The sequence below is a fragment of the Segatella oris genome (genome assembly GCF_900637655.1).
GTDB classification, from domain to species: domain Bacteria; phylum Bacteroidota; class Bacteroidia; order Bacteroidales; family Bacteroidaceae; genus Prevotella; species Prevotella oris.
On sequence record NZ_LR134384.1, the window covers coordinates 1,956,574 to 1,981,147 of the forward strand.

The following is a 24,574-nucleotide window of genomic DNA, read 5'->3' on the forward strand; positions in this document are numbered from 1 at the left end:
TCTCTTATTTATTTTTCATTCGTTACACGTTTTGCACGACGAGAGATGTTGCGCTGAACAACGCAATAGTCGATGAGTGGAGCAATCATATTGCCGAAGAAAATCGCTAACATCATGCCCTCGGGAAAACCAGGATTCATTACGCGGACTATCACAGCAAGTGCACCGATGAAGAAACCATAGTAGTATTTTCCCGTCTCTGTACGAGCAGAAGTGACAGGATCGGTAGCCATAAACACTGCACCAAAGCAGAAACCACCCAACACAATATGCTCATACCATTGTATAGGTGTCATACCCAAAGCATGGAACAACACTGCTATCACAATACCACCGGCAAATACAGAGCCCATGGTTTTCCAGCTGGCAATGCCTGTCCATAACAAAATAAAAGCTCCGATGGCAATAGCAATAACGCTGGTTTCACCTATTGAACCTGGTATAAAGCCAATGATCATATCAGCCAATGATGCATCAGGCATACTACCTGTTGCCAATTGGCCAAGCGGAGTAGCTGCGGTAAAGGCATCAGGAAGAGTATTACCCAGGCCAAAAATGGAGTTAGTAGCTACCCATACGCGGTCACCTGTCATTGCACTTGAATAAGAGAAGAACAGGAACATACGGGCAGCAACTGCGACATTGAAGATGTTCATACCTGTTCCACCGAAGATTTCCTTAACGAAAATCACAGAAAAAGCACACGCCAAAGCCAACATCCACAAAGGACAGCTGACAGGAACTATCATTGGAATGATGATACCTGAAACCAAATAGCCTTCTTGGATTTCTTCTCCTTTCCACTGCGCCCATGCAAATTCAAAGCCTAAACCAACAACATAGCTGACAATCAGCTTGGGGAGAACGGCCAAAAAGCCAAACATGAACATGTTCCAGAAAGAAGCTTCTGCCAATTTTCCTGCTGCAGCAAAGTTCTGATAGCCTATATTATACATTCCAAAGAGCAAAGCTGGAAGCAAAGCTATCACAACAAAGCTCATGATACGCTTCGAATCAATCGCATCATGGATATTGGTTCCACTCACTGATGTGGTATTAGGCACATACAGAAATGTCTCCAATCCGTCAAACACACTTCGAAAAGCATAGAGTTTACCACCCTTTTCAAATGTAGGTTTGATGTTATCAAGATATTTTCTTAGACTCATAATTCTTTTTATCCTTAAATATTAAGCATTCTCTTTACGAAGCATATCAAGACCATTGCGTACTATCTTTTGCAATTCCAACTTGGAAGAGTCAACGAATTCAGCCACAGCAAAGTCTTCCGGGCTTACTTCATAAATACCCAACTGCTCCATCTTGTCGATGTCTTCTGCAATGATGGCCTTGATAAGATATTCTCCATAGATATCCATTGGAAGCACTTTATCGTACTCTCCGCTCATAATCATGTGACGTTCACCACCCTTTATGCGTGCATCAAGGTTGTATTCTTTCTTACCCAAGAGCCAAGAAAGATAACTACGTGAAGCAGAGAATTGATTGAGACGTGGAAGTATCCAACCGAAAAGTTCATGCCTTTCATCACCTTCCGGGATTACTGTAACCTCAGATGTATGAGCACCTATATAATCTTCAAGCGTAGACTTGTGACCTGTCAGTGGGTTTCCATTGATGATACGCACATGTTCTGTAGCATTCAATTGGCTTTCAAGCATTGCAGAAAGTGGAGTTCCCACCAATGTTTCAACATAAGATGGAGTCTTAACTTCGCTACCGGCAACGGCAATAACACGTCGAAGGTCCACTTTTCCCGTATTAAACAAGCGGCCAAAAAAGATTACAGCTGCAGGATCTACTGTCCAAACAACCTCTCCCTTATTGACAGGAGCAACATGATTGACTTGTACACCGACATTTCCTGCAGGGCATTTTCCCTCGAAGATATTGATTTCAACATCCTTTGCGCTGATAAGTGCAGATGAAGTTTGCTGCTTACTTACCCCCAAGTAAGTCTTCTGTATCTTTGAAAGAGCCGTCAATCCCGTCTGAAAATCTTTCTCATTACCTCTTAGTTCTATTTCAAAGTCTGAAGCCAAAGGCATATCTCTAAATGCAGAAACAAAGATTGCTTTCGGCTTTGTGTCGGGAGTTGTAGCCACTGCATAAGGCAACTGCTGAATATAACCAAACAAACCAGCTTCTAAAAGCGCCGCTCTGACAGCATCACCCTCAAGTTTAACAACATCCTTTGTCCCAAAATCAACATATTGCTGGGTGTCATCAGCCTTCACTTTGACACAGAGAACCTTGCGGCGTTCACCTCTCACGACTGCTTCCACAGTACCACTGACAGGAGATGCGAACTTCACTTCAGGATATTTCTTGTCCACAAACAGAGCGTCCCCTACCTTGACACAGTCACCTTCATGCACAACAACCTTTGGTGTAACGCCTCCGAAACTATCCGGCACAAGCGCATATTCAGCACTTTTAATCGGTTTTATAATTTCGCCATTGGCCCTACCTCTCAGGTTAATGTCTAAGCCCTTACGTAACTTAACTACATTTGCCATAACTATTTTATATATGAATACTTCTTTTACCTTAAGAAAGAACAGGTGTAAAACAACGGATGCAAAATTAAAGAAAAATAAGCATAAAAGAAAGAAAAAAATGCAATTTATTCCCTCATAAATTAAAATTGATGTATTTTTGCAAGGTAAATGCGTTAGAGAGGACAAACTGAAAAGACTCAAACATATTGTCAATGCCTTAATATGGACCTTGGCAGGGCTATATTTTGCACTTATTATATTGCTGCACATCCCAGCAGTTAAAGGGTTTATTGGTCAAGAAGCAAGCCTTGTCTTAGCAGAGAAATTAGGCACTAAAGTTGAGATTGGGAAGATTGATCTCGGCTTTCTCAATCGCTTGATAATTGATGACATTTTGGTTTATGACCAGTATGGACAGAAACTGCTTAGCTCTTCGCGTGCTTCTGTCAAAATAGAAATACTCCCTTTACTTGAAGGTCGTATTTCTGTATCATCTGCCCAGCTGTTTGGTGCCATGGTAAATACCTATCGCCACACAGCTGAAACAAAGCCTAACTACCAGTTTGTGCTCGATTCGCTCGCATCAAAAGACAAGAGTTCCCAAAGCAAACTCGATTTGCATGTGGGGGCACTCATCATTCGTAACAGTCGATTAAAATACAACCAACAGGACACAAAGAGCTGTACAGGAAAATTAGACACAAGACATCTGAACGTGTCAGATATCAGTGCACATATTATTCTCAACGCACTTACGAACGACAGTATCAACCTTGTCATCAAAAAACTATCACTCAAAGAAGCAAGCGGTCTACAGCTTGTTTCGCTCTCAACCAAGTTCATTGCCAACAAACAACAGGCAAAGTTGGATTTTTTCACCATTCAACTGCCTGGCACACAGGTAAACATCAAGGATGGAGAAGCAAGCTATTCTTTTGAGGACGGCAAGTTACAGCTACCTTCTATTCAATATTCTGCAACGCTCAACCACTCTGTCATCCGCCCTTCAGATTTGGCTTTCATGCTTCCTGAACTCAAAAACTTCAAGAAAAAAATCGACCTCTCCTTGTCTGTCAACGGCACGGGCACGACAGCTCGCATCGCATCTCTATTAGTAAATAGTCACAGTATCTATCTTTCGGCCAATGGTTCTGTAAGCAACTGGCAGGCAAAAACACGCTGGGCTGCAGACATCAACAGTTTAAGAATGCGAGGAGATGGCATCAAATTCATCAGTGACAATTTAGGGCAACGCCTGAATATTCCCATTGAAGTTACACGCTTGGGCAACATCCAGTTCAAAGGAAACTTGGGGGGGTATGAGAAAGACATCGCCATGAAAGGCATGCTCCACACTGATGCCGGCAATGCAAACCTAAGAGTTGGCCTGCACGGAAAGAATTTCAATGGACGCATTGAAACTGCTGGTGTAAACTTAGGAAAGATTATTGACAATCAACAATTGGGCATCATAGCTGCCAAACTCTATGCCAAAGGCAATGCAGAAGGGAAAAACTTCAAGGTTGATGCACAAGGAACGATTGACCATGTAGACTGTAATCACTACACCTATCATAATATCGACATCAACGGTATCATTCAAAAGCGCGACCATCAACAGAGCTTTAAGGGTAAACTCAATATCAACGATCCCAATGGAAAAGTGCAAATCAATGGTGATTTCAGTAATATCAGACGAAATCTCAAGTTGAACCTCACGGGCCACATTGCGAATTTCAATCCACATGCTCTGAAACTGACCGACAATTTTCCTGCAACAACTTTCTCCATGGAGTTCAATGCCAACATCAGCGGACGCAATCTGAACACGGCCAACGGCACTATCACCATGAATAACTTTGAGATGCAGGCGCCCAACAATAGCTACCGACTGAACGAACTGAAGTTGCAGGCTGGTCAGGAAAACGACCAACACGTTGTCACCTTACAGAGTGATTTTGCACAAATGCAGCTTGTCGGCCATTACAACTATGCTACTTTACCTAACAGTATCACAAATATTCTGGCCAGCAAATTGCCTACTCTTCCCGGCCTGCCACGCATGAAACACACCGATAGCAACGACTTCGTGTTGAATGCCAATATCAAGAAGAGCGATTGGCTACAGAAACTTTTCGGCGCAGACATTAATTTTGAGAGACCAATTCAGCTGTCTGCCAAAGTCAACGACCGCCAACGACAGATGAATCTGACTGCTCAACTGCCTTCATTCAGCTATGCAGGTAATCATTTTGAACAGGGCTATATCAAGATAGATGCACCCTCAGACACGTTGAAAGCCAACATCCATGCCCGAAAACTCTCTGAAGATGGAAAAGGAATATATTGGAACATTCAGGCCAAAGCTGCTGACAACAAACTGAATTCCGTGCTCACTTGGAAGAACCTCAAAGGTCAGGACATTCACGGTTCCCTACACACAGAGACCGATTTCTTCAAGATACAAGGTAAGGATGCAGCCCATATCAATGTGCATTCATCCAAGGTCTTTGTTAATGGAACCACATGGACCATACAGCCCAGCGACATTGTCTATCACGCAAAAGACCTGACGATAGACCACTTTGCCGTTACCCACGGCAACGAGCATATCATCATTGACGGTCGTGCAACGCCTAATCCGAAAGACTCTATCATTGCAGAACTCAGGAATGTTGACATTGCCTATATACTCAATCTCGTGAATTTCCATGCCGTGGAATTCAGTGGAAAAGCTACAGGAAAGGCTTATGTTGCTTCGGCTTTCGGCAAACCATCGGCTTCCGCAAAACTGAAGGTTAACGATTTCCGCTTTGAGGATGGGCGCATGGGAACCTTATATGCTGATGCAAAGTGGAACGACAAGGAAGGCCAGATAGATATTGACGCAACGGCTAAAGACACGGTTTCCAATCATGTTACCAACACGGTCACACCTATAGAAACCGTAATCTTAGGCTATGTGTCACCACGAAAAGACAATATTGAACTGAACATTGCAGCCAAAGGCACACGTATAGAGTTTCTCAAAAGCTTCTGCAGCAGTTTCATTGATAACGTGGATGCCTATGCCAACGGTAACATACAGGTGGCAGGCCCACTCAGCAGCATCAACCTTACCGGTGATGTCACAGCTAACGGCAATCTTCATCTAAGCCCCCTCAACACAACCTACAGGTTGAAAGACGCTCACATCCATGCCGTTCCCAATGAAATCCGCCTCGTCAATGATACGGTTTATGATCGGGATGCTCATTTGGGAATTGTCAACGGTACGCTCTATCACCAGCATCTCACTAAGCTAAACTACGATATTCATGTCGCAGCACATAACCTCCTCGCCTATGATACCCACTCTTTCAACAACAACACCTTTTACGGCACGGCCTATGTCACGGGAAAATGTGACATTCGTGGCAAGAGTGGTGAGGTCACTATTGATGTCAATGCCACGCCCAACCATGGCAGTCAGATAGTCTACAACGTATCCAGCCCGACAGCAATCTCAAAGCAGGAGTTCATTCATTGGAATAACCGCGACAGCTTGATACTACGTGCCCTCCATCCCAAAGAAAAGAAAACAGAAGTGCACAATGTAGAAATCCCCACCGACATGCACATCAACTTCTTAGTCAATGTCACGCCGGAGATGACGCTCAAGCTGCTCATGGATCCAACAACCGGTGACTATATTGCCCTGAATGGCAGCGGAGGACTGCGTGCCACCTATTATAACAAAGGCAACTTCGACCTCTATGGCAACTATCTCATTGATCATGGTGTCTATAAACTGACTATTCAGAATGCAATAAAGAAAGACTTCCAGTTTGTTCCTGGTGGCAGCATCAGTTTTGGTGGCGACCCCTATGCTGCAGCACTGAACCTCAAGGCACAATATACGGTACAGGGAGTCAGCCTGGGTGACTTACACATTGGACGCAGTTTCTCCAACAATAACATCCGTGTGAACTGCCTGATGAACATCACCGGGACGCCGGCCTCGCCCAAGATTGATTTCGGATTAGACTTGCCAACGGTCAACAACGATGCCAAACAAATGGTGTTCAGCCTCATCAACAGTGAAGAGGAAATGAACCAACAGGTGCTTTATCTGTTGGCCATCGGACGTTTCTATACGCAGGGAAATAACAATTCAACGGCAGAGACAGGACAGAGTCAGACGAGTTTAGCCATGCAGAGCCTGCTCAGCGGCACCGTGAGCCAACAGATTAATAACGTATTAAGCAATGTAGTTAACAACTCAAACTGGAACTTCGGAGCCAACATCTCTACCGGTGACGAAGGTTGGAACAATGCAGAATACGAGGGTATACTAAGTGGACGCCTGCTCAACAACCGCCTTCTGTTCAACGGACAGTTTGGATATCGCGACAACACGAATGCAACAACGAGCTTCATCGGTGATTTCGACCTGCGCTATCTCCTCTTTCCGAATGGCAATTTCGCTATACGGATGTACAATCAAACCAATGACCGCTACTTCACGCACAACAGCTTGAACACTCAAGGAATAGGTCTTATCCTGAAAAAAGATTTCAACAACTTCAGAGATTTATTCAGAAAGAAAAAGAAGAAAGTGAGCATAAACAAGGTAAAATAAGCAATAAAGCCTCCCTACTCATTGAAACATATTCATGCTCTCCATGATAAGGATGGCCTAAAACACATGGAAAAGTTTCTGACTACAGGCCAATAGCTTTCAAAAGCTCAGGGAGTTTTGAACAGCTAAATAGCATTCAACTGCAAAAAACTAAGTTTCTTTGTAACTCATTGATAATGAGTAGATATAAAATAGAAAACAAGAAAAGGGTTACGAATTGGTTACTACTCAAATTCCCCGAACTTCCTTGATTTGCTGTCGTTTCAAACAACTCTTGTTATTGATGCAAAGATAAACAAAATGTGCTGTACGACCAAAGAAAACATTTGTTTTTTCTTGTCGGATAGACTTTTCTATTATCATTTCGATAATTTAATTGTCTTGCTGAAATCCTTCTCATCTTCGGCAGAAACAAGTTATGCCCTCGCTTCGTAAACTTCGCTATCGGCATAACCTATTCCTACCTTTGGTATGGCCGACGAAAAGAGGCAGGGAGCAGACTGTCGAAAGAGCTTCGGCAATTCTGCTTCCTGCCATTTTTCTATATGTCGGTCATACTTCTAAGGTATGGATTTCAGCAAGACAATTTTTCAGCACTTTTCTCTTTTGGTATTTTCTTTTCTGAAGCGGTTGCAAAAGCCGCATTGTTTGTCGTCGAAGAAGTCGGAGCTATTCAGATGATGATAAATCCCCCACCCGTTTACCTCCGACACCTTCGACTTGTCTGCCAAAGCCGTAGGAAAAGTACACGCCTGCCTGTCGCAGCAAGCTCGAAAGACAGACTTCGTACCTTATCTTCTTCCGTCTTTTCTTCTTAGGTGGCTTTTATACGACCGCTTCATTACGCTTTTTACTATCTGATTGTATGGCATGCAATCAGATTTTTTACTTTTTTATCCGAATCTGTCTCTTTGCCGTTTACCTCCATTTGGATGCGGTTTTCATCGTATCGCATCCGTTGGTTGTCCCCGTTCAGGCGCAAAGGTAATTCCGGGATGCTACGCTGCTGCAAGGTCAGTGCCTTCAGTTTTGGAGAAAATCTCCACGCCTGCGCTCCACTGCGTTTTGCTCCGGGTAGTATTTTCCCTCAAAACCTTGCATTCGCTCATCCCTACCTTTGTGGGGGCACCTGAAACGAAAACGACCGATGCGACAGGAAGACGCATTAAAAAAAATGTCGGATAAACGAGAGACAGATAAGCAGTGAAACTCAACTCCCTTAAGCTCTTGGATCCGCATTAAACATTAAAACTCGAACAAAAATAGAAAAGTCAATCAATATTCACCGAGCTTTGCGCACAACCCTCCACCTGCTGCTCACAAGCGTTATAAGCATCGTTTTTGGGGTGGTCGGTGTGGTTGTCGGTTTACTTGCGGAACTCATCGCAGGCGTGCTCCGCATCTTTTGGGCAATAGTGCTCTCGGTAATGATGTCGCCCTTTGCTGCACTTCAACTCGCGGTAAACGGTGCTGCAATGTACATTTATCGTATCTGCGATGTCTTTTACCGACATATTCTTTTTCAGCAATACAGAAATCTTTGTGCTAAGGTTAATTAATGATATTTCATACACAACACAAAGTTGATTAATCTCGGGTAGATTTTGGTCTCTCTTTGCTCTTTTTTGTATTGCTACTGAAATCTTTCGTCTCATTGAGGCTTTCAGCCCCTTGCCAACGGCGCTCCCCGAGAGTTTTTCATAATCTCCTTTTTAATAGAAGATACTATTTACACTTCTTGGTGGAACCTATGAACTATAAACATTCAAGATAGAAGTGCAATTTTTGTAAAATTAAAATTTTAAGCGCATGGCAAATAGAAAAATTGGTTTTTATTTTTTGTCTTTACGACAAAGAGATTTTGAATTTCCAATTAAAGACAACTTAATACAACTTCTTAATTACTTGCAAGAGAGAGCCAGATTAGAACGCAAACAAGATATAGGAGAAGATAAAATAGTTTTTTTAGATTCTTGTACTCAAGAAGGTGATGATAACCTTCTAAAACTTCTTTTCAAAAATGCAAAACATAGCTATAGAGCTCCTCTTATCAATAAGAACACGGTTGAAGAACGTGAAAATCCAAAAAAGATAGATGAGGGCGAGCAAATGAAAACGCATGCACTTGTTAAGTTCAAAGATGGAGACGCCATCCTATTCTTAGAAACAGGCGGGGGAATGCTTTCATATCATGGACTTGCGGAATATCTCAATAGGATGTTAGCACTTTACAATGGGCAATTTACCAATGATGAAGGAAAAATATTAGGTCACTTCTGTATAGATATGATTCCTCGTGATGATTTCCGTGAAGTTCTAAACAGTATGAATCGCGTCTCTTGTGCAACCATTTTCACTGATAAACGTATACTAGGGTCTGAAGCTCTTAATTACTCTGAGCCATCTGAAGAATTAAAAGAAGAAGTCGTTATTGAATTAAAGGCTAAACGTGGTAAAAATATTATGCAGCATATCTACGACTTTTTAGATAGAGCTAATGGAGCTAATTCTGAGATTCGTAGAATTAGAGTGAAAGTAAAACTCCCAAACAATAATGAGGGTATAATAGATACGGGGTTTATCATTAAGAAAGAATATGTAGATGCGCAACAAAATGAGGATACAGGAGAATACAACACTGCATACATGTTTTCACAGCTTGTCAGCCTTTCAAGAGATTACTAAATAATGTATTTAGAATTCCTTTATGTCATTCTTGATTATTTTTCTGTCTTAACAAAGAAAGAGAAGAGGTTTGAATGGGGGCTTCCTATCTTGTTAGGTGGTATCAGCTTGTATCTGTATGTTGGTGATTCTATGCAGTACAATTTCATAAAAAACATAATAGAATTTATAGGAGTGCTACTGGGCTTTACCCTTACTGCACTTACGCTTATATTATCAAGGGAACGTATAAAGTCTAACACACAAAAACACCCTACAGATAGAAATATCAGAGGAAAAACCGTTTCGTTATATCGTTTGATTGTTGTTTCATTCACCTACTTAATAACTATGGAATCTTTATTGTGTCTATTCTTTTATATAGGTTCACTCTTCTCTAGTATATCATTAGGTATGTGGGCTGTTATTCCTAACACTTTATTTATAATACTCTCTTTGAATATCATTTTGTCTACGGTTCGAGCGACAACCATGCTATATTTTATAGTTATCCGTTAATTAAGTCATATTGTCAAGCCATTTTCAGGTATTCATATAAAAAATGGAATTATTGGTCATTTATATCTCCGTATTTCACCTCTCTACTTTCTACGATTATAGCTACCCCCCTCCCCTCGTCTTCCCATTCCCAAGACAAACCATGAACAGTGTTTTTGCCACAATCATTATCCCCTCGACTTCTGATGTACCTAATTTGGGGATAATGCACGAGCACCGTAAACCTCCGTTCTTCCCTCGTCAGCACACCTATTATTAGTATAATGACGGTAACTACAAAACAAATTCCTATGGATGCTGTACTGGGGGAAGTCGCAGTCGATGACGGCGACGTCATATCCTTTTACATAATGCAGGTAGCTTGCCACGAGCACCGTGAGCGTCGTCTTGCCTGCCCCTCCTTTTTGGGTGGAGAATGCCACATACTTGGTTTCTTTCATACGTTTATTGATTTGATTGATGATGTTGTCGATAACTCATACCTGTTTATTTTCATTCTCATTCCATATTTTACTTAGGGCGTATTGCCATTCATACGTATTGCCATCCATACCCTACTTTATAATTCCTTTATGTTGCGTCCATCTGTGTATGCGACCAGTCGCAATGCTTTGCGAATGAATGGATGTCTGCATTTGCAACTCTTCATGGGTGAGTATTCATGAAAAGATATTCATATAGAACTGCCTATATTCATTTACAAATACCTGCTGATGAGAGGCCGTTCGGATAAATGCACATGCAAAATAAAGTATTTGCTTGCATACCTGCACCATATTCTTAGCAACTGGCAGCCTTTGGCACAGGGTGGCATAGGTTGGCACAGGCAAATAGTCTTTTCCCGTCTTCTTTTTCACTCTAATTTTGCACCCGGACGACGAGGTCTGTCGGTCGGTATTCACCCTGACTGCTCTTGAAGGTAACTCTCTCATCCGTGAGAAGGCGGATGTTTGTGTCCTCGAAGACACAGCAAGATGTCCTTTGAGTAACTCAAAGGCTTTCGGGTAACTCCCGAAAGGTGCCCTCTCAACATAAGGAGAGGGAGGATTTTCTCCGAAGTCGGAAATCCTTTGAAGGGCAGTTCTGCCTATATAGGGGAACAACCGGCACGGCGGCCGAGTCGCAAAACCACTTAATCCACAGAAATATGAAAAAGGAAAACGAAAACAGGGGTGGTATTGACAGCCCCAAGTGGGGCAAGCACCCCAAGGAAACAAGAAAAATGCACTGTGTCATGGTACGCTTCGATGACGAGGAATGGCTTAAATTTCTCTCCATGTACGACCAATCTTGTGTCTATGCCCGTGCGGTTTTCATCAAAGCCCGTGTCTTCTCACAGCCTTTCCGCGTGATAAAAACAGATAAGACGCTGCTTGATTATTACACCAAGCTTTCGTCTTTTCATGCGCAATACCGCGCCGTGGACAACAACTGTGCGGTCCAAGACGATGCGATGGCAAGCTATTTAGGACGTGTTCTTTCAAAATAATCTATCATCAATAGACGTATCTGAGAGGAAAGCCGGACAAGGAGTATAGCATGTCGGTATAAACTTTAAGACAATTGGTTGCTAAATTGCGACTGCATAGGGTGATGAAAAAGACAGACACATGGATAAAGTCCAGATTGATTGAATGGTAGCCCAAACGGTATCAGCCGAAACTGCGATATTGAATAACTATACTCGTCATACCGTGGTTGAGTAAAATCTTGTATATGGCGAAAGAGAGAATCTAATAAATAATTAAAATTGCTCGTTCCGTACCGTCAATTACTGTGAGATGGCCATTCGAGCATCATTACCAAGAAAGCCGTATTATCGGCTGTTGTCAGTGGTCAGAACTAGTTGATGATTGGTAAAATCCAAATAATATGTCTCATTACTATTTGATGAATAACAGCTTGATGACCAATAATAATGCTGGGCTAAAGGGTTTTGTCTACCATATAGAGATCCCACACTGGGAAAAATAATCTGCAGTATTAATGCGATTTCAGCATAAGAAAAGTCTTTAAAGTTGTCGGAGTAAACCAAGGAGAGGATTCATGTGGGACAGGATAGAAGGAGACAAAAAAGTTCTTTTCTCTGAGGATGATATATTATATCACTGCGAATCTTTTTACCTATTTTTAAGTATTGGCTATTTAAAATAAAAGTTATATTTTCGCACCCAAATTTAAATAAAAACTGTATCTTTTGCATGAGAAAGAAAGAGTAGTCCTTGTTATGAACAACGTTGCTTGAAAGAGAAATATAGGCGTATTGACTTGGTCAATTTAAATACCATTTGGTACATTTTATACTGTTTATAAATGGATACAGATTGTATTTCTGAGTTAGAATACGAAGATAAAAACGATGTATTTCACGATTAGAGAATCTCACTTAGTAAGTGGTTTTACCTATGAGTGTTTTTTATGGAAATAAATATATACATTGTAAACAATAATAATGAGAATTTATGCATCTTGATTGTAGATCTTCACAACAAAAAAACTGCGTTTGGAATAGCTGCTTTTGGATGAACGAGTGTCTGTTTGTTTTGTCATTGTTGTTTCTATTTGCTTGTAGAATGTGGGCAACAGACTGTAACGAGCATCGGATGACAAATAAAGATAGTGACACGCATATTACATTTGTCATATTAAGTGAGAAAACACGTGAACCAATTATCGGTGCTACCGTTCGTTGTGAGGGGGCTATCACCCCTGTTGTAACTGATATGAATGGTCGATGTATCATCATATTTAAAGGTTCGATAAATAAGATAAAAGTAGACGTTACCTATGTAGGATATAAAAAAATATCGAAGACTTTAACAATTGTGTCCGGCAAAACTGTCACCTTACAGATGCAAGATGATGCAAAGATGATAGACAATGTTGTGGTGATGGCGCAGAAACATCAGACTACGGCGCTGCAACAGTCGGCTACCATTGGACTGGATGCCATGGAGAAAGTAGGAACCACGTCATTGGCTAAATTGCTGGAGGTTGTACCTGGCGTGAGTTCTATCAGTACGGGTAACACTATTGCCAAGCCTGTCATACAAGGTATGCATAGCAGTCGTATCCTTCTTCTTAACGAAGGTGTGCGTTTGGAAAGTCAAAGTTGGGGCGAAGACCATGCACCAGAGATAGACTACAGTGGCACTAACATGATAGAAGTGGTGAAGGGAGCCGAATCTATACGCTATGGTTATGGGGCTATGGGGGGCGTGGTGCTACTCAATCAAGCAACTCTTCCTTATGGGCAACAGCATCTCAAGACTCGAGGAACAGTGAATATGGGTTATGAGTCCAATGCCAAGGGATATAATGGATCTGGAACTTTGGAGATGGGATATAAACATGTGGGATTGCGTCTGCATGGTATGTATCAGCGAGGCGGAGATTATTCCACGGCTGAGTATATTCTGAACAATACCGGTTTCAATAATATCAGCATGTCAGCTTTGGCCGGTTATCAGAACAAAAATATCACAGCAACTCTGTATACTAGTCTTTACTATTCGCGAAGCGGTATCTATTATGCAAGTAGAATCTCGGATATCGACCAGTTATTGGCACGCTTTGCAGCAGGAAGACCGGATAACAATACGCTCAAACCATTCTCCTACAACATCAAACCGCCTTTCCAACAAACACAGCACTTCACCTTAAAAGGTGATATCAAATGGGAAATCAACAAGAATCACAAACTGTCGCTCATTCTTTCTTATCAAGACAACCTAAGATGGGAGTTTGACAACAGGAAACAAGACAAATATAGTTGGATACCGGTGCAAGACCTTATCCTTACGACTTACAAAACAGACTTATTGTGGAATGCAAAGTGGAAGTGTTGGAACATGACGACTGAAGCAGGACTCTCGGGCAGTTATCAGTCCAACTATAATTATCCGGGTACTAAGCAGCCGGCTTTCATCCCCAACTATGCAGCCCTTACCATGGGAGGGTTCTTTCTACAACAAGCAAAAATAGGCCGATTTCAATGTTCTCTCGGCATGCGCTACGATTTTAGGGCAATGGATGTGGATGGTTATACCAGTCTGAAGAGCTACAAATACTATAAAGATTTCAAAGTATACAGCAACTTCACGACTAGTCTGGCTGCCCACTATCAACTCTCAGACCGATGGGATATGCGGGCCAATATCGGATGGTCGTGGCGCCCCCCTGACATCAACGAACTTTATGCTACGGGCTTACATCACGGTACTCATTGGGTGGTGGGAAATCGAAAATTAACTAGTGAGCATGGATACAAAGCTGTGTTCGGTACGAGATACCGCACGGACTGGTATTCCATAGAACCGAGTTTCTTTTATCAACGTGTACACAATTATATCTATGATGCCATCGGAAAAGGATTGAATAGGTTCCATAACCATCCTAGCGGCAAATATCCGAAGTTTATTTTTGGGCAAGATAATGTGGTACTGACAGGAGGTGACATTACGGCAACGATTACTCCACTTACCAGTCTTACCATTATGGCAAAAGGCGAATGGATTTATGCCCGTAATCTTACACAAAAAGAGTGGTTGCCTTTTATGCCTTCCGACCGCTATGGTTTGTCAGGCAGTTATCATTGGACGTTTGACCGTATGGGAAAATACAACGCCTCTGTATCACTATCAGGTATTTACGTGACCAAAAAAACACATTTTGATCCAGACAAGGATTTGGTACCCGACTCCCCGCCCGCCTATGTCTTGTTCAACGGAACAGCAGAATGGAGTATGAAATTATCAGGACAGAGAGAATTGAAACTGATGATGATAGGTGACAATATATTTAACACACTGTATAAAGAATACACTGACCGCTTTAGGTATTATGCCCATGCGCGAGGCTCAAACATAACATTTAAAACAATAGTAAAGTTCTAAATAAAATGAAAAATAATATCCATATTGTATTAGGTATGCTTTGTGCACTATTGTTTCTGAGCGGTTGCTCCGAAGAGAGTGCAGATAACTTTTTGAAAAAGATAGTCAAAGCCCCACCATCATCGATAGAACGGGACGTGAAAGGACATGAGCAAATCTATTCGGTACAACTGATCTTGAGGCTAGCTCGTAAGTCTGATTATAAATTAGGCAATAGGGACGAAACATATGTGGCTTTTGAAGGTGGTAGCAAACCCACCCCAATCCCTCTTGTTCAGGAGATAGCATTATCGAAAGACGAAAATGGGAACATCACGGTTACATCCGATAGGAAGGTTTTTGATGTTGTCAAATCGGATAAGTTCTGCTATGGCCTTGAGCTAAAGTACTATGATGTCAATGGTATGCTTATCAACCACCAGTTCTCAAATTATTATTCCGATGACGAAGACAATTCCACCTTATTGGTACATCAACACTTCTTTACCATTCAGAATTATTCTCTGAATGGTCGGCAGTTGGTTTACCCCATGTCTTTGGACAGTGTTTATTATAGCAAATACGCTTTTGCTGAAAATGCGAATGGGAAAAGAATAGCAGCATCTAGGATATCTCCTTCAAATATCTATGCGCCCGATGACGACAATCAGGTTGATGGTGTGAGATATAGTCTTGGATTGGCAGAGAAGTCTATTGAAAACTCCATGAAACCTTCCGCAACAGAACCCTACGACGATCCTGTCACAGGCAAACGATACAGGCTCTATCAGACTATTAATAACTTCAATTTGAATGAGAGGGTTCCTGAAGTCTTCAGCTATGAGTATCGTGATACTGACCCTGTAGAGGAGGAACTTGGAAAAGATTTGACCGATTATGACGATATGAACCGACTCCGTGCTGGCAGTACAGTGATACGTCTCAGGGAAAAGAGGTCTCTGGATGACGGTGCGCCCTATGATGCTTTGGGTTTCAAAGGTATGCTCTGTTTCAAAAAACACGATATCGCATTCCAAATGAGGGTCTGCATCTGTCATATTCTGAATAGAGTATCCATCCCTGCAAATGAGAATCAGTTGGGAAAATATGGCTACACCGGTAATAATGTTAGTGGTGGCGTCTATGAATACAACATGCTCCAAACGGCATGGAACAGTTTCGACATCGACTATCCCATTGCTTTCAGAGTGATTGCGGACCTTGATGGAGACAAGGAGAAGTGTATGAATGATGTCCAACGTTTCTACCCCAAGGCTGAAAAGACCGATATGCAAGCCATGTTCTGGGGCGGCGACAGTTTCTTCAATCGTATTCCCAAGATAACGATGTAAACATTCTAAATCATCTGATATGAGAAGAATCATTCAAGCAGTCATGCTGACTTTCACCGTTGCAGTATTATGTACATCATGTGACAAATTTATATTCGGCGACGTCAAGGTAGACTATAAAGACAATGCCCTGACACGAAAGAAAATGCCGCAATCGGCTGCCGACTTGTATAAACCACCCATCGTTACGGAGGCAGGGTTAGCCAATCCCGACCCAGATGGTGCACTCAAGGATTGGGCCACGTGTCTCGTTATGTTCAAAGAAGGACATCCACATGGAGGAGGTAAATTCCATGGTAACTTCATCTATGAGAAAGCTCCTTGGAAACAAGAGGAGTTCGTTATTATCCACAATACCTCGAAAGGAATAGGCGTGGAGGTGGACACTGCGAGTACGGTGACCTATTTGGAAAAACTTTCCGGAAAGAAGGGACCGCAGTATGTCCGTATCATAGGCGGTTCTACCAAGCTTTGGGGACTGTGCCTGTTCTTTTATGACCGCAATGGAAAGCTTATCAACGACCGTATTTTGGAGCATTCAGACCAATATCAGGTCTTTATTTCAATCAGTGACGTCGACGACAAAGGCCAACCGTTCACAGTAAAAGACGTTCGCTATCGAGGGAAGAACAAATCGGATATGGTAGAGTCGACATATTTCAAGATTCAAGACAGCTTTGACAAATTGAGATTATCGACCCCAAAGCTGTTCGAGTATACTTATCGCGATACATGGACCACCGAAGACATGGCCGACGGTGTGCGTGAATTGTTCAATCAAAAGCTGCTTCCACCGTTCCGGAGGTTCCATACCGATGGTGCCATGGCGCCATACGACCAAGACTGGGTGGGGCTGAAAGGGCACATAAAGTTTAATATTGCCGAAGAAGTCGACCCCATCTACGATGGCTGGCCTGTGCCGTTGAGGAACGGTGCTACCTACAGTCGGAGCAGCAACCTGTTACCCTATTTCTATTTGGCCGTCAGAATTATGAAATGTGATAAAGGCAAGAAGACGCTTACCCCAATGCCTCTCGGCAGTGACGGCCGGCCTTTGGGTGCAAGCAAGTACGTGTGTGCACCTTATTATAACCCTAATCCGCAATCGGGGTGGAAGGAAATGATACGTTTCAACATTCCGCTCAAGGTATATACCAACACCTATGATACCGACCCGACAAACCCCGACCCCTATGAGCCGTATTACTATCATTTGGGGAAAGAGATCGGACTGACACCACAAGAGGCATATGATGCTATCCTCAACGTGACGACCCACGGAAACGGAGGGTTCGGTGCATGGTTCCTGTAAGAGACAAACATTTTTCACTAATTAAATCATACAACAATGAGAAGTTTTTTAAGAAGCGGGCTGTTGCTCGCAGCAATTGGGCTAACCGTATTTACAAGCTGCCGCAGAGACGGTGACGAGAACGGACAAACCTCTGAGACGAAGATTGACCATCTCCTGATACAGGAAGTGTATTATGGCGGTACCTATTTCACCCGGACCTATAGCGGAAAAGTGTACAATGAGACTTACGATGACGACAAGTACATAAAGATTTACAACCCCACTTCCAAGACTATCTATCTGGACAATTATGCTTTGGCCGTACACCTGTTTGACCCTTGCGACAGAATAGACCTCAAAGATGAGTATAACTTCATCAAAACCCACTTCGGGGTGTCTACGCTCGTGCTCTTCGGCGGAAACGGCACTCAGCATCCATTGGCTGCCGGAGCCTCTGTCGTTATCGCCAAGAAAGCAATCAATCACAGAGTCGACAAGGAAAAATACTTGAAGGAAAACGGCGAAGATCTGAAGAATTACCAAAGACTGGACCAACTCTTGGATTTAAGTAAGGCTGACTATCAGTGGATACCGAAAGACGAGGTCAAGGGCGTGGGAAGCAATGTGCGTGAAATGACACTGTGGTATTCTCAGGGAGATTGGAAGAAAGAGGAAATGAGCAATTTCGACGTGTCCAACAAAACGGCCATAGCCTTGATCAAACTGGGTGACACACCCGAAAACATCAAGCAAACGTTCCTCAAAGAGTTAGGTTACACGAAAGCAGAAGACATCGCCAAGAGGAAATACTGCAAGAACATTGCTTACCAGAGCAACGGACATCACAGTCAGGAAGCCACGTTGCTGATTATGCCTTACGACTGGGTGATAGACGTCGTGACCATCTGTCCCAACACGGAATTCAAATGGTCATTGGTAGCCGCAGAGGTAGACAAAGGTCATAAGGGCGTGCAAGAGACGACGAACGACAAGATTGAAAAGCATGCAGGAAAAGCCTTGATAAGAAGGTTCGACGGAAACAAGTTTGTCGACAACAACAACTCTACCTCAGACTTTGAAGTTGTAGAGGCATCCCTATTCTCTAAAAAAAAGTAAAGAACTTGTATATTGTCCAACAAAACAGCAGGCTATATCTTTTAGTGGTTTATCTTTGTGCACAAATACAAGATGAAAATAAATACTGATTGACAGGATAGTAAAACTTTCCTGCAAAGTCTATTACAAGCAAAGTCCTCCTTCGGCATCTTTACCGTTGGAGGGCTTATTCCTCCTTATTTTTATTATCTATTTTATCTATGTTTGCTGTGCTAATTGACACATGCTGTATCAAGACAGAAGATAATGGATGTTTCTGGCTTTCGACAGATGCTCTCTGTGGCTTTCTTGCGCAATTGCTGGGCGGCAGAGCTGTCGATGCGGTAGGCAAGAGCAAGCAATAAGTCAAGATTGTAAACATCATCGTAGTTGCCGTTTTCTAACACTACAAACTGTGTTGTGTGGCACGGTAACAGCACGTCCGAGCGATATATCGCCCGAATAATATGCCTGATATGTGTCGCCGTGGTGTTGAACAGTTCGGCAATTTCAGCAAGGGTCATCCATATCTCTCCCTGCGGAATATAAAGAACGGGAGGCTCAAAGGTAATTATATTGCGTTTCATTGTCTTTTCTCCTTTTTCGTTAAATGAGGGTTGCTGCGGCATGATTGCTGATGTCGGTCAGTTTTGTGGAAAGAGTATCCATTTCCCTACCTAATTTTTCGTTGGTTATCTTGGCGTATATCTGTGTACTGGTGATACATTTGTGTCCCAACAGACTGCTAACCGATTCGATGGGCATGCCGTTAGACAAGCATACAACCGTTGCCATGGTATGCCGGGCTACGTGCCACGTTACATGTTTGTCGATGCCGCATTTCTTCATGATGGTTTTAAGTTGGTTGTAGCAGTAGACATGCGAGGGAATGGGGAAGAAATATTCATTGCGGCTGAGTCCGCTATACTTGTCGAGGATTTGCAGAGGAATATCAAGCAGTTTAACATTTACTTCCACATTCGTCTTTTGTCGGCGGGTACGTATCCACACATCGCCGTCGAGCGGACTGCGGACGATATTCTCTTCACGAAGGTTCTTCAAGTCGATGTAGGCAACTCCCGTAAAAGTGCAGAAGAGAAACATATCGCGAATAAAAGTTTGTGCGGGTGTGAGTTTTGGGGCATCTATGAGCAGTCTGATTTCTTCCTTTGTCAAGAATACCCGCTCGGGTCTTTGCTGGCTTATGTTGTAATCGGAAAAGGGATAGCGAACCAGCCAGCCGTTCTCTACGGCTCGGTGCATGAGCATCCGCACGGGAAAACTGTAAAGCCAAACGGTGTTATGACTCAAATGGCAATAAGTGAGCAGAAATGTTTCGAAGTCGGTGGCAAAAGTGGGTTGGATTTCTTTTAAGGCGATATCGCTGAGATGGTGTCTGGTTTGCAGGAAGCTTTTCAGATGCTTATACACGGCATGATACTTTTGCAGGGTTCGCTTGGACTTTAAACCGCATTCCACCTTTTGCGTGTAATCTATCAGGAAGTCGTCGTAGAGGGTGATGAGGGTATGTTTGCGGTATTCCAAGCCTTGAAAGGCATTGCGCACCTTTTCGGCGGTGATGAAGTTGTCGCGCTCCATGATTTCCTGATAATGTTTTGTGATGACGGCACGCAACTTATCGAGCGCACGATTGACGTCGCGTGCCGTGATGCTTTTGCCTGTGGCTCGTCCGCCTTTTGTGCCCCAGAGTTTCGCTTCGATGGAAACCTTGCAGCTGAACTGTGCCTGTGTGCCGTCCACGGTGATGCGTCCCATGATGGGCGAGATGCCGTCTTTCTTTACCTTGTTCTTCTTTAAGTAGAAGATGACTGAAAATGTACTCTTCATTGTGTTTCTTTCTTTGTTTGCAAAATTATTCAATGCAGAGTCATTCGTCACTACGCAAATCGCGGAGGATTACAGAAATCGAAGCGGGAGAGGAAGAATTTCCATTGGTTATCTCTTTTCTATCTCATACTCATACCTCTATCATATTGCTATTTCCCCGTCTTTCCCCTCTTTCCCCTCTTTGCCACCATCGCAAAAGAGGTTACGAATTGGCAACTGAACGGTGGCTGTAAGTTGCCTTTTCGTGGTATAGCATGACTTTTTATCACTTCTTAATTTCCCGCCTAAGAACTTGATTCACAACTCAATCGCTACATTTTTCCTGTTTTCTGATTTTATAGAAGCATTTGCAATGCTAAAACATACCTTATGATCTCGTTTGTTTTAATTAACGTGAGTTCGACGAATTATAAGCACCTATAGATGCGGTGATTAGCGAAATTTGTTGTAATCTTAAGGTATTGATATATATAGAGAGAATTACAAGCAAAATCGCTATGTTCACCGAGAACAAAGTTACTGAAACATTTTGTATGGCAGATGACTCCTGCAAGTTTCTTGATGCAATGACAGCAAAATATACTCTAAAACCTATTGGAAAAAGAAAATATCATCGAAATTCTACAATGTCAAAGGCAGAAGTTATGCTGATAATGATTCTTTTCCACGATTCTGATTATCGTTACTTTAAACATTTCTATCTTGAAAAAGTATGCAAGCCTCTTCGCCATCTGTTTCCCAATGTTGTTTCTTATAATCGTTTAGTAGAATTGGAAAGGGATGTAGCCATACCATTAACCTTGTTTATCAAGAAGGTCCTGTTGGGCAAATGTACGGGTATAAGTTTCGTTAACAGCACACCACTGCGTGTCTGCAAGAATCAAAGAATACATATTCACAAAGTTTTCAAAGGCATAGCTCAAAGAGGAAAATGCTCTATGGGTTGGTTCTTCGGTTTCAAGTTGTATTTGATTTGTAATGAGAAAGAAGAACTCCTCAACTTTACGATAACGCCGGGAGATATTGATGACCGTAAGCCTTTGGAGTACAAAGCATTCATAGATTTTAATATATGGTAAGCTATTCGGTGACAAGGGCTATATCGGCAAGAACCTCTTTCAAAGGCTTTTCATTGACGGAATACAGCTTATTACCAAATTGAAAAGTAACATGAAAGGAGCTTTAATGAGTGTTTCAGACAGGCTTTTACTCTGAAAAAGAGCCATTATAGAAACTGTGAATGATGAACTTAAGAGCATTGCACAAATGGAACACTCCAGATATAGATGCTTTGACAATTTCATCGTCAACTTATTAGGTGCCATTACAGCCTTTTGCCTGTTTCCAAAGAAGCCGTGCATCAATGTACAAAGGACTATTGATACACAGCTTACATTGTTCTGAATTCGTCGAACTCACGTTAATTAGTAAATGCGACAGTCTCCGGTGATAAATAGTTTACAAAGAACTATGAAAAACACCGAGGGGGTACCCAGCGGCGGGGGTCTCAGCCCCCGAGAGCGAAACAGAAGATTACGATTAAACATATATTAAACAAAAGGGAGCCCACGGTCTCCCCAAGATTAATTAATTTAATTTTGTATTATGAAGTTCCATCAATTAACCTCGGAACAAAGATACACAATTTCTGTCTTACTCCAAAAAGAAATGTCCAAAAAAGCAATTGCAGAAGCAATAGGCGTTCACAGAAGTACAGTATACCGTGAGATAGAGCGTAACTCCTCTGAATATACGGGTAAATACACCTATACGGTTGCCGTCAGGAGAGCAAGAAGGCGCAAGCGACGCTATCAGAGACCTCGCAAGATGACGCCTGAGATGTGGCGGAACATCAGTAAATATCTGAGGATGGGATGGTCTGCACAGCAGATATGTGGGCGCATGAAGGCACTTGGCAGGAAGTGTGTGTCTCACACGACCATATACAAGTACATCTGGCGGGACCGTAATGCTGGTGGAGACATCTATAGGTACTGTCGTTTCCAGTTCAAATACAGGAACCACTGGCTTAAAAGAGACCAAAAGTCACTCTCGGGGAATCGGAAAAGCATAGACGAACGTCCTGCCTGTGCTGACGGAAAGCGGTTCGGGGACTGGAAGATGGATCTGATCATCGGCCCGGGAAACTCATCGGCATTAACCATGGTGGAGAGAAGTACCAATCTTGGAATTATCAGAAAGTTAGCAAAATACAAGACGGCCCGGGAGGTTTCCAAGGCCGTAACAGAGGCTTTGAGACCCATAAAGGATGCCGTACATACCATAACTACCGACAACGGACCGGAGGTTATGCAGTATGAGGACATTGAAAAATCTTTAGGATGCAGCGTATATTATGCACATCCACACTGCCCCTGGCAGAAGGGAGCTGTAGAAAATCGGAACATGTTAATCAGGCAGTATATCGATAAAAGATGTAATACAAACAAACTCTCAACGCAGTATATTGCCGCAATGGAAGCCAAATTAAATGACAGACCCAGGAAGAAACTTAACTTTAGAACACCGAAATTTGTTTTTTACAAAAAACTTAAGTAAATTCGTATTTGGTAGTTGAATCTGCCGTCAATTTATAAAATTATCAGAGCGACAGCTAGAGAGTGTAAAGTAAACAGTGTCAGACTACAATAAGAAATAGTTTTATACAGTTTATTTTTTATGGACAACAACGAAATTGATTATAAGAGAGCTGCGAAACAGCTTCGTAACGGAGAACCGTTATTTGGTAAGGATAGTGCTTTGGCATCAATGTTGGAGCGCATTTTGAATGCTGCCTTTGAAGGTGAGATGATCAGCAAGCATTTTGAGCGTGAATTTGGTACCAGACTATCTGCAGAAACCATCAGTTCCATCACAGACAGAGTACTGCCGGAAATCAAGGCATGGCGTTCACGAATGCTTGACCCTGTATACGCAATATGCTGGCTGGATGCCATCCATTATAAGGTGAAGGAAGAAACCGGACGTGCGGTCTCACGTGCCATTTACAACGTCTTAGGCATCAACAAGGAAGGCCACAAGGAACTTCTTGGTATGTATATCTCCAAGAGTGAAGGTGCAAACTTCTGGTTAGAGGTTCTAAGCGACCTTCAAAACAGAGGTGTTCAGGATATATTGATATGCTGTATTGATGGTCTGAAAGGCTTCCCTGATGCTATACAGAGCGTATTCCCCAATACAAGTGTCCAACTCTGTATTGTCCATCAAATACGTAACTCTATCAAGTACGTTGGCAGTAAGCATCAAAAGGAGTTTCTCTGGGACCTTAAGACTGTATATGGTGCCGTTAGCAAAGAGACTGCAGAAACACAGTTAGACACACTCGAAGGTAAGTGGGGGGGGACGTATTCCATCGTCATAAAATCATAGCGTGACAACTGGGAACGCCTCACGGGATACTTCCGGTATACACCTGCGATACGTAAGCTGATATACACTACCAACACCGTTGAAGGCTACCACAGGCAAGTACGCAAGGTAACAAAGAACAAAGGAGTCTTCCCGTCCGATACTTCTCCCGAAAAGCTTGTATATATGGCATACCGGAACATACGTGAGAAGTGGACTATGCCACTTGCCAACTGGTCTCAGATATCACAACAATTAGCAATAAAATCTGGAGAACGTTTTGAAATCATGTAACTTTTCCTCGGACGAAAGATTCCTCATCTGGCCAACACGATTAAAAATCCTGTCATCCAGATGAGGTGAAATATGAAGGATTAGATCCTTGACACAGTTGAAATTATACAACCTTAAGTATA

14 protein-coding genes and 3 pseudogenes are annotated in these 24,574 nt (G+C 42.5%); 11 read left to right on the forward strand and 6 right to left on the reverse strand.

Annotated elements, in window-relative coordinates; all coding sequences use genetic code 11:
• Positions 1–8: 8 nt before the first annotated feature.
• Entirely contained in the window at positions 9–1,169 is a 1,161-nt protein-coding gene (locus EL210_RS08155; protein ID WP_018920422.1) for an NADH:ubiquinone reductase (Na(+)-transporting) subunit B, read from the reverse strand.
• 21 nt (positions 1,170–1,190) lie between these two features.
• Complete coding sequence (locus tag EL210_RS08160; protein ID WP_018920423.1) at positions 1,191–2,540, reverse strand: Na(+)-translocating NADH-quinone reductase subunit A; 1,350 nt, start codon at positions 2,538–2,540, stop codon at positions 1,191–1,193.
• A gap of 139 nt (positions 2,541–2,679) precedes the next feature.
• Here EL210_RS08160 and EL210_RS08165 point away from each other — a divergent pair, with 139 nt between their 5' ends.
• Positions 2,680–7,143 (forward strand): translocation/assembly module TamB domain-containing protein, encoded by a 4,464-nt coding sequence (locus EL210_RS08165; RefSeq protein WP_036889572.1) that lies wholly within the window; start codon positions 2,680–2,682, stop codon positions 7,141–7,143.
• 1,367 nt (positions 7,144–8,510) lie between these two features.
• Here the strand turns inward: EL210_RS08165 and EL210_RS14050 are convergent.
• On the reverse strand, positions 8,511–8,798 hold the full coding sequence (locus EL210_RS14050) for a helix-turn-helix domain-containing protein (RefSeq protein ID WP_009162544.1): 288 nt from the start codon (positions 8,796–8,798) through the stop codon (positions 8,511–8,513).
• Positions 8,799–8,952: 154 nt separating this feature from the next.
• On the opposite strand from EL210_RS14050, the gene EL210_RS08185 reads away from it, so the two are divergent.
• Both EL210_RS08185 and EL210_RS08190 read left to right on the forward strand, forming a co-directional pair.
• Positions 8,953–9,828, forward strand: coding sequence for a hypothetical protein (locus EL210_RS08185; protein WP_018920427.1), 876 nt, complete (start codon positions 8,953–8,955; stop codon positions 9,826–9,828).
• A 3-nt stretch (positions 9,829–9,831) separates the two neighbouring features.
• Positions 9,832–10,326 (forward strand): hypothetical protein, encoded by a 495-nt coding sequence (locus EL210_RS08190; protein ID WP_018920428.1) that lies wholly within the window; start codon positions 9,832–9,834, stop codon positions 10,324–10,326.
• Positions 10,327–10,517: 191 nt separating this feature from the next.
• On the opposite strand, the gene EL210_RS08195 is transcribed toward EL210_RS08190, so the two are convergent.
• Entirely contained in the window at positions 10,518–10,766 is a 249-nt protein-coding gene (locus tag EL210_RS08195) for a ParA family protein (protein WP_126370223.1), read from the reverse strand.
• A gap of 707 nt (positions 10,767–11,473) precedes the next feature.
• Here EL210_RS08195 and EL210_RS08205 point away from each other — a divergent pair.
• From EL210_RS08205 to EL210_RS08225, 5 genes and pseudogenes are all read left to right on the forward strand, one after another.
• Positions 11,474–11,758: pseudogene (locus tag EL210_RS08205) on the forward strand (plasmid mobilization protein); the annotation flags it as partial.
• A 1,141-nt stretch (positions 11,759–12,899) separates the two neighbouring features.
• Positions 12,900–15,221: a TonB-dependent receptor gene (locus tag EL210_RS08210; RefSeq protein WP_018920431.1), complete on the forward strand. Its 2,322-nt coding sequence runs from the start codon at positions 12,900–12,902 to the stop codon at positions 15,219–15,221.
• 5 nt (positions 15,222–15,226) lie between these two features.
• The gene (locus EL210_RS08215) at positions 15,227–16,552 is read left to right on the forward strand and encodes a hypothetical protein (protein WP_018920432.1); all 1,326 of its coding nucleotides are present in this window, start codon (positions 15,227–15,229) and stop codon (positions 16,550–16,552) included.
• A 19-nt stretch (positions 16,553–16,571) separates the two neighbouring features.
• The gene (locus EL210_RS08220; protein ID WP_026285950.1) at positions 16,572–17,864 is read left to right on the forward strand and encodes a hypothetical protein; all 1,293 of its coding nucleotides are present in this window, start codon (positions 16,572–16,574) and stop codon (positions 17,862–17,864) included.
• Between the two features lie 36 nt (positions 17,865–17,900).
• A complete protein-coding gene (locus tag EL210_RS08225) occupies positions 17,901–18,962 on the forward strand; it encodes a DUF4876 domain-containing protein (protein ID WP_018920434.1) in 1,062 nt (353 codons plus the stop codon).
• A 212-nt stretch (positions 18,963–19,174) separates the two neighbouring features.
• Here EL210_RS08225 and EL210_RS08230 read toward each other — a convergent pair whose 3' ends face one another.
• Positions 19,175–19,528: a hypothetical protein gene (locus tag EL210_RS08230; RefSeq protein ID WP_025879789.1), complete on the reverse strand. Its 354-nt coding sequence runs from the start codon at positions 19,526–19,528 to the stop codon at positions 19,175–19,177.
• Between the two features lie 19 nt (positions 19,529–19,547).
• Positions 19,548–20,789 (reverse strand): site-specific integrase, encoded by a 1,242-nt coding sequence (locus tag EL210_RS08235; RefSeq protein ID WP_026285951.1) that lies wholly within the window; start codon positions 20,787–20,789, stop codon positions 19,548–19,550.
• Between the two features lie 497 nt (positions 20,790–21,286).
• Between EL210_RS08235 and EL210_RS08240 the strand changes: the two are divergent.
• From EL210_RS08240 to EL210_RS08250, 3 genes and pseudogenes are all read left to right on the forward strand, one after another.
• Positions 21,287–22,193, forward strand: a pseudogene (locus EL210_RS08240) (IS982 family transposase).
• Positions 22,194–22,394: 201 nt separating this feature from the next.
• Entirely contained in the window at positions 22,395–23,348 is a 954-nt protein-coding gene (locus tag EL210_RS08245; protein WP_126370225.1) for an IS30 family transposase, read from the forward strand.
• A 120-nt stretch (positions 23,349–23,468) separates the two neighbouring features.
• Positions 23,469–24,452: pseudogene (locus EL210_RS08250) on the forward strand (IS256 family transposase).
• Positions 24,453–24,574: the final 122 nt, after the last annotated feature.

Bases quoted from the DNA above. Each gene is read 5' to 3' on its own strand.
- EL210_RS08155 (WP_018920422.1), bottom strand. From the start codon at position 1,169: ATGAGTCTAAGAAAATATCTTGATAACATCAAACCTACATTTGAAAAG.
- EL210_RS08160 (WP_018920423.1), bottom strand. From the start codon at position 2,540: ATGGCAAATGTAGTTAAGTTACGTAAGGGCTTAGACATTAACCTGAGA.
- EL210_RS14050 (WP_009162544.1), bottom strand. From the start codon at position 8,798: ATGAGACGAAAGATTTCAGTAGCAATACAAAAAAGAGCAAAGAGAGAC.
- EL210_RS08185 (WP_018920427.1), top strand. From the start codon at position 8,953: ATGGCAAATAGAAAAATTGGTTTTTATTTTTTGTCTTTACGACAAAGA.
- EL210_RS08190 (WP_018920428.1), top strand. From the start codon at position 9,832: ATGTATTTAGAATTCCTTTATGTCATTCTTGATTATTTTTCTGTCTTA.
- EL210_RS08195 (WP_126370223.1), bottom strand. From the start codon at position 10,766: ATGAAAGAAACCAAGTATGTGGCATTCTCCACCCAAAAAGGAGGGGCA.
- EL210_RS08210 (WP_018920431.1), top strand. From the start codon at position 12,900: ATGTGGGCAACAGACTGTAACGAGCATCGGATGACAAATAAAGATAGT.
- EL210_RS08215 (WP_018920432.1), top strand. From the start codon at position 15,227: ATGAAAAATAATATCCATATTGTATTAGGTATGCTTTGTGCACTATTG.
- EL210_RS08220 (WP_026285950.1), top strand. From the start codon at position 16,572: ATGAGAAGAATCATTCAAGCAGTCATGCTGACTTTCACCGTTGCAGTA.
- EL210_RS08225 (WP_018920434.1), top strand. From the start codon at position 17,901: ATGAGAAGTTTTTTAAGAAGCGGGCTGTTGCTCGCAGCAATTGGGCTA.
- EL210_RS08230 (WP_025879789.1), bottom strand. From the start codon at position 19,528: ATGAAACGCAATATAATTACCTTTGAGCCTCCCGTTCTTTATATTCCG.
- EL210_RS08235 (WP_026285951.1), bottom strand. From the start codon at position 20,789: ATGAAGAGTACATTTTCAGTCATCTTCTACTTAAAGAAGAACAAGGTA.
- EL210_RS08245 (WP_126370225.1), top strand. From the start codon at position 22,395: ATGAAGTTCCATCAATTAACCTCGGAACAAAGATACACAATTTCTGTC.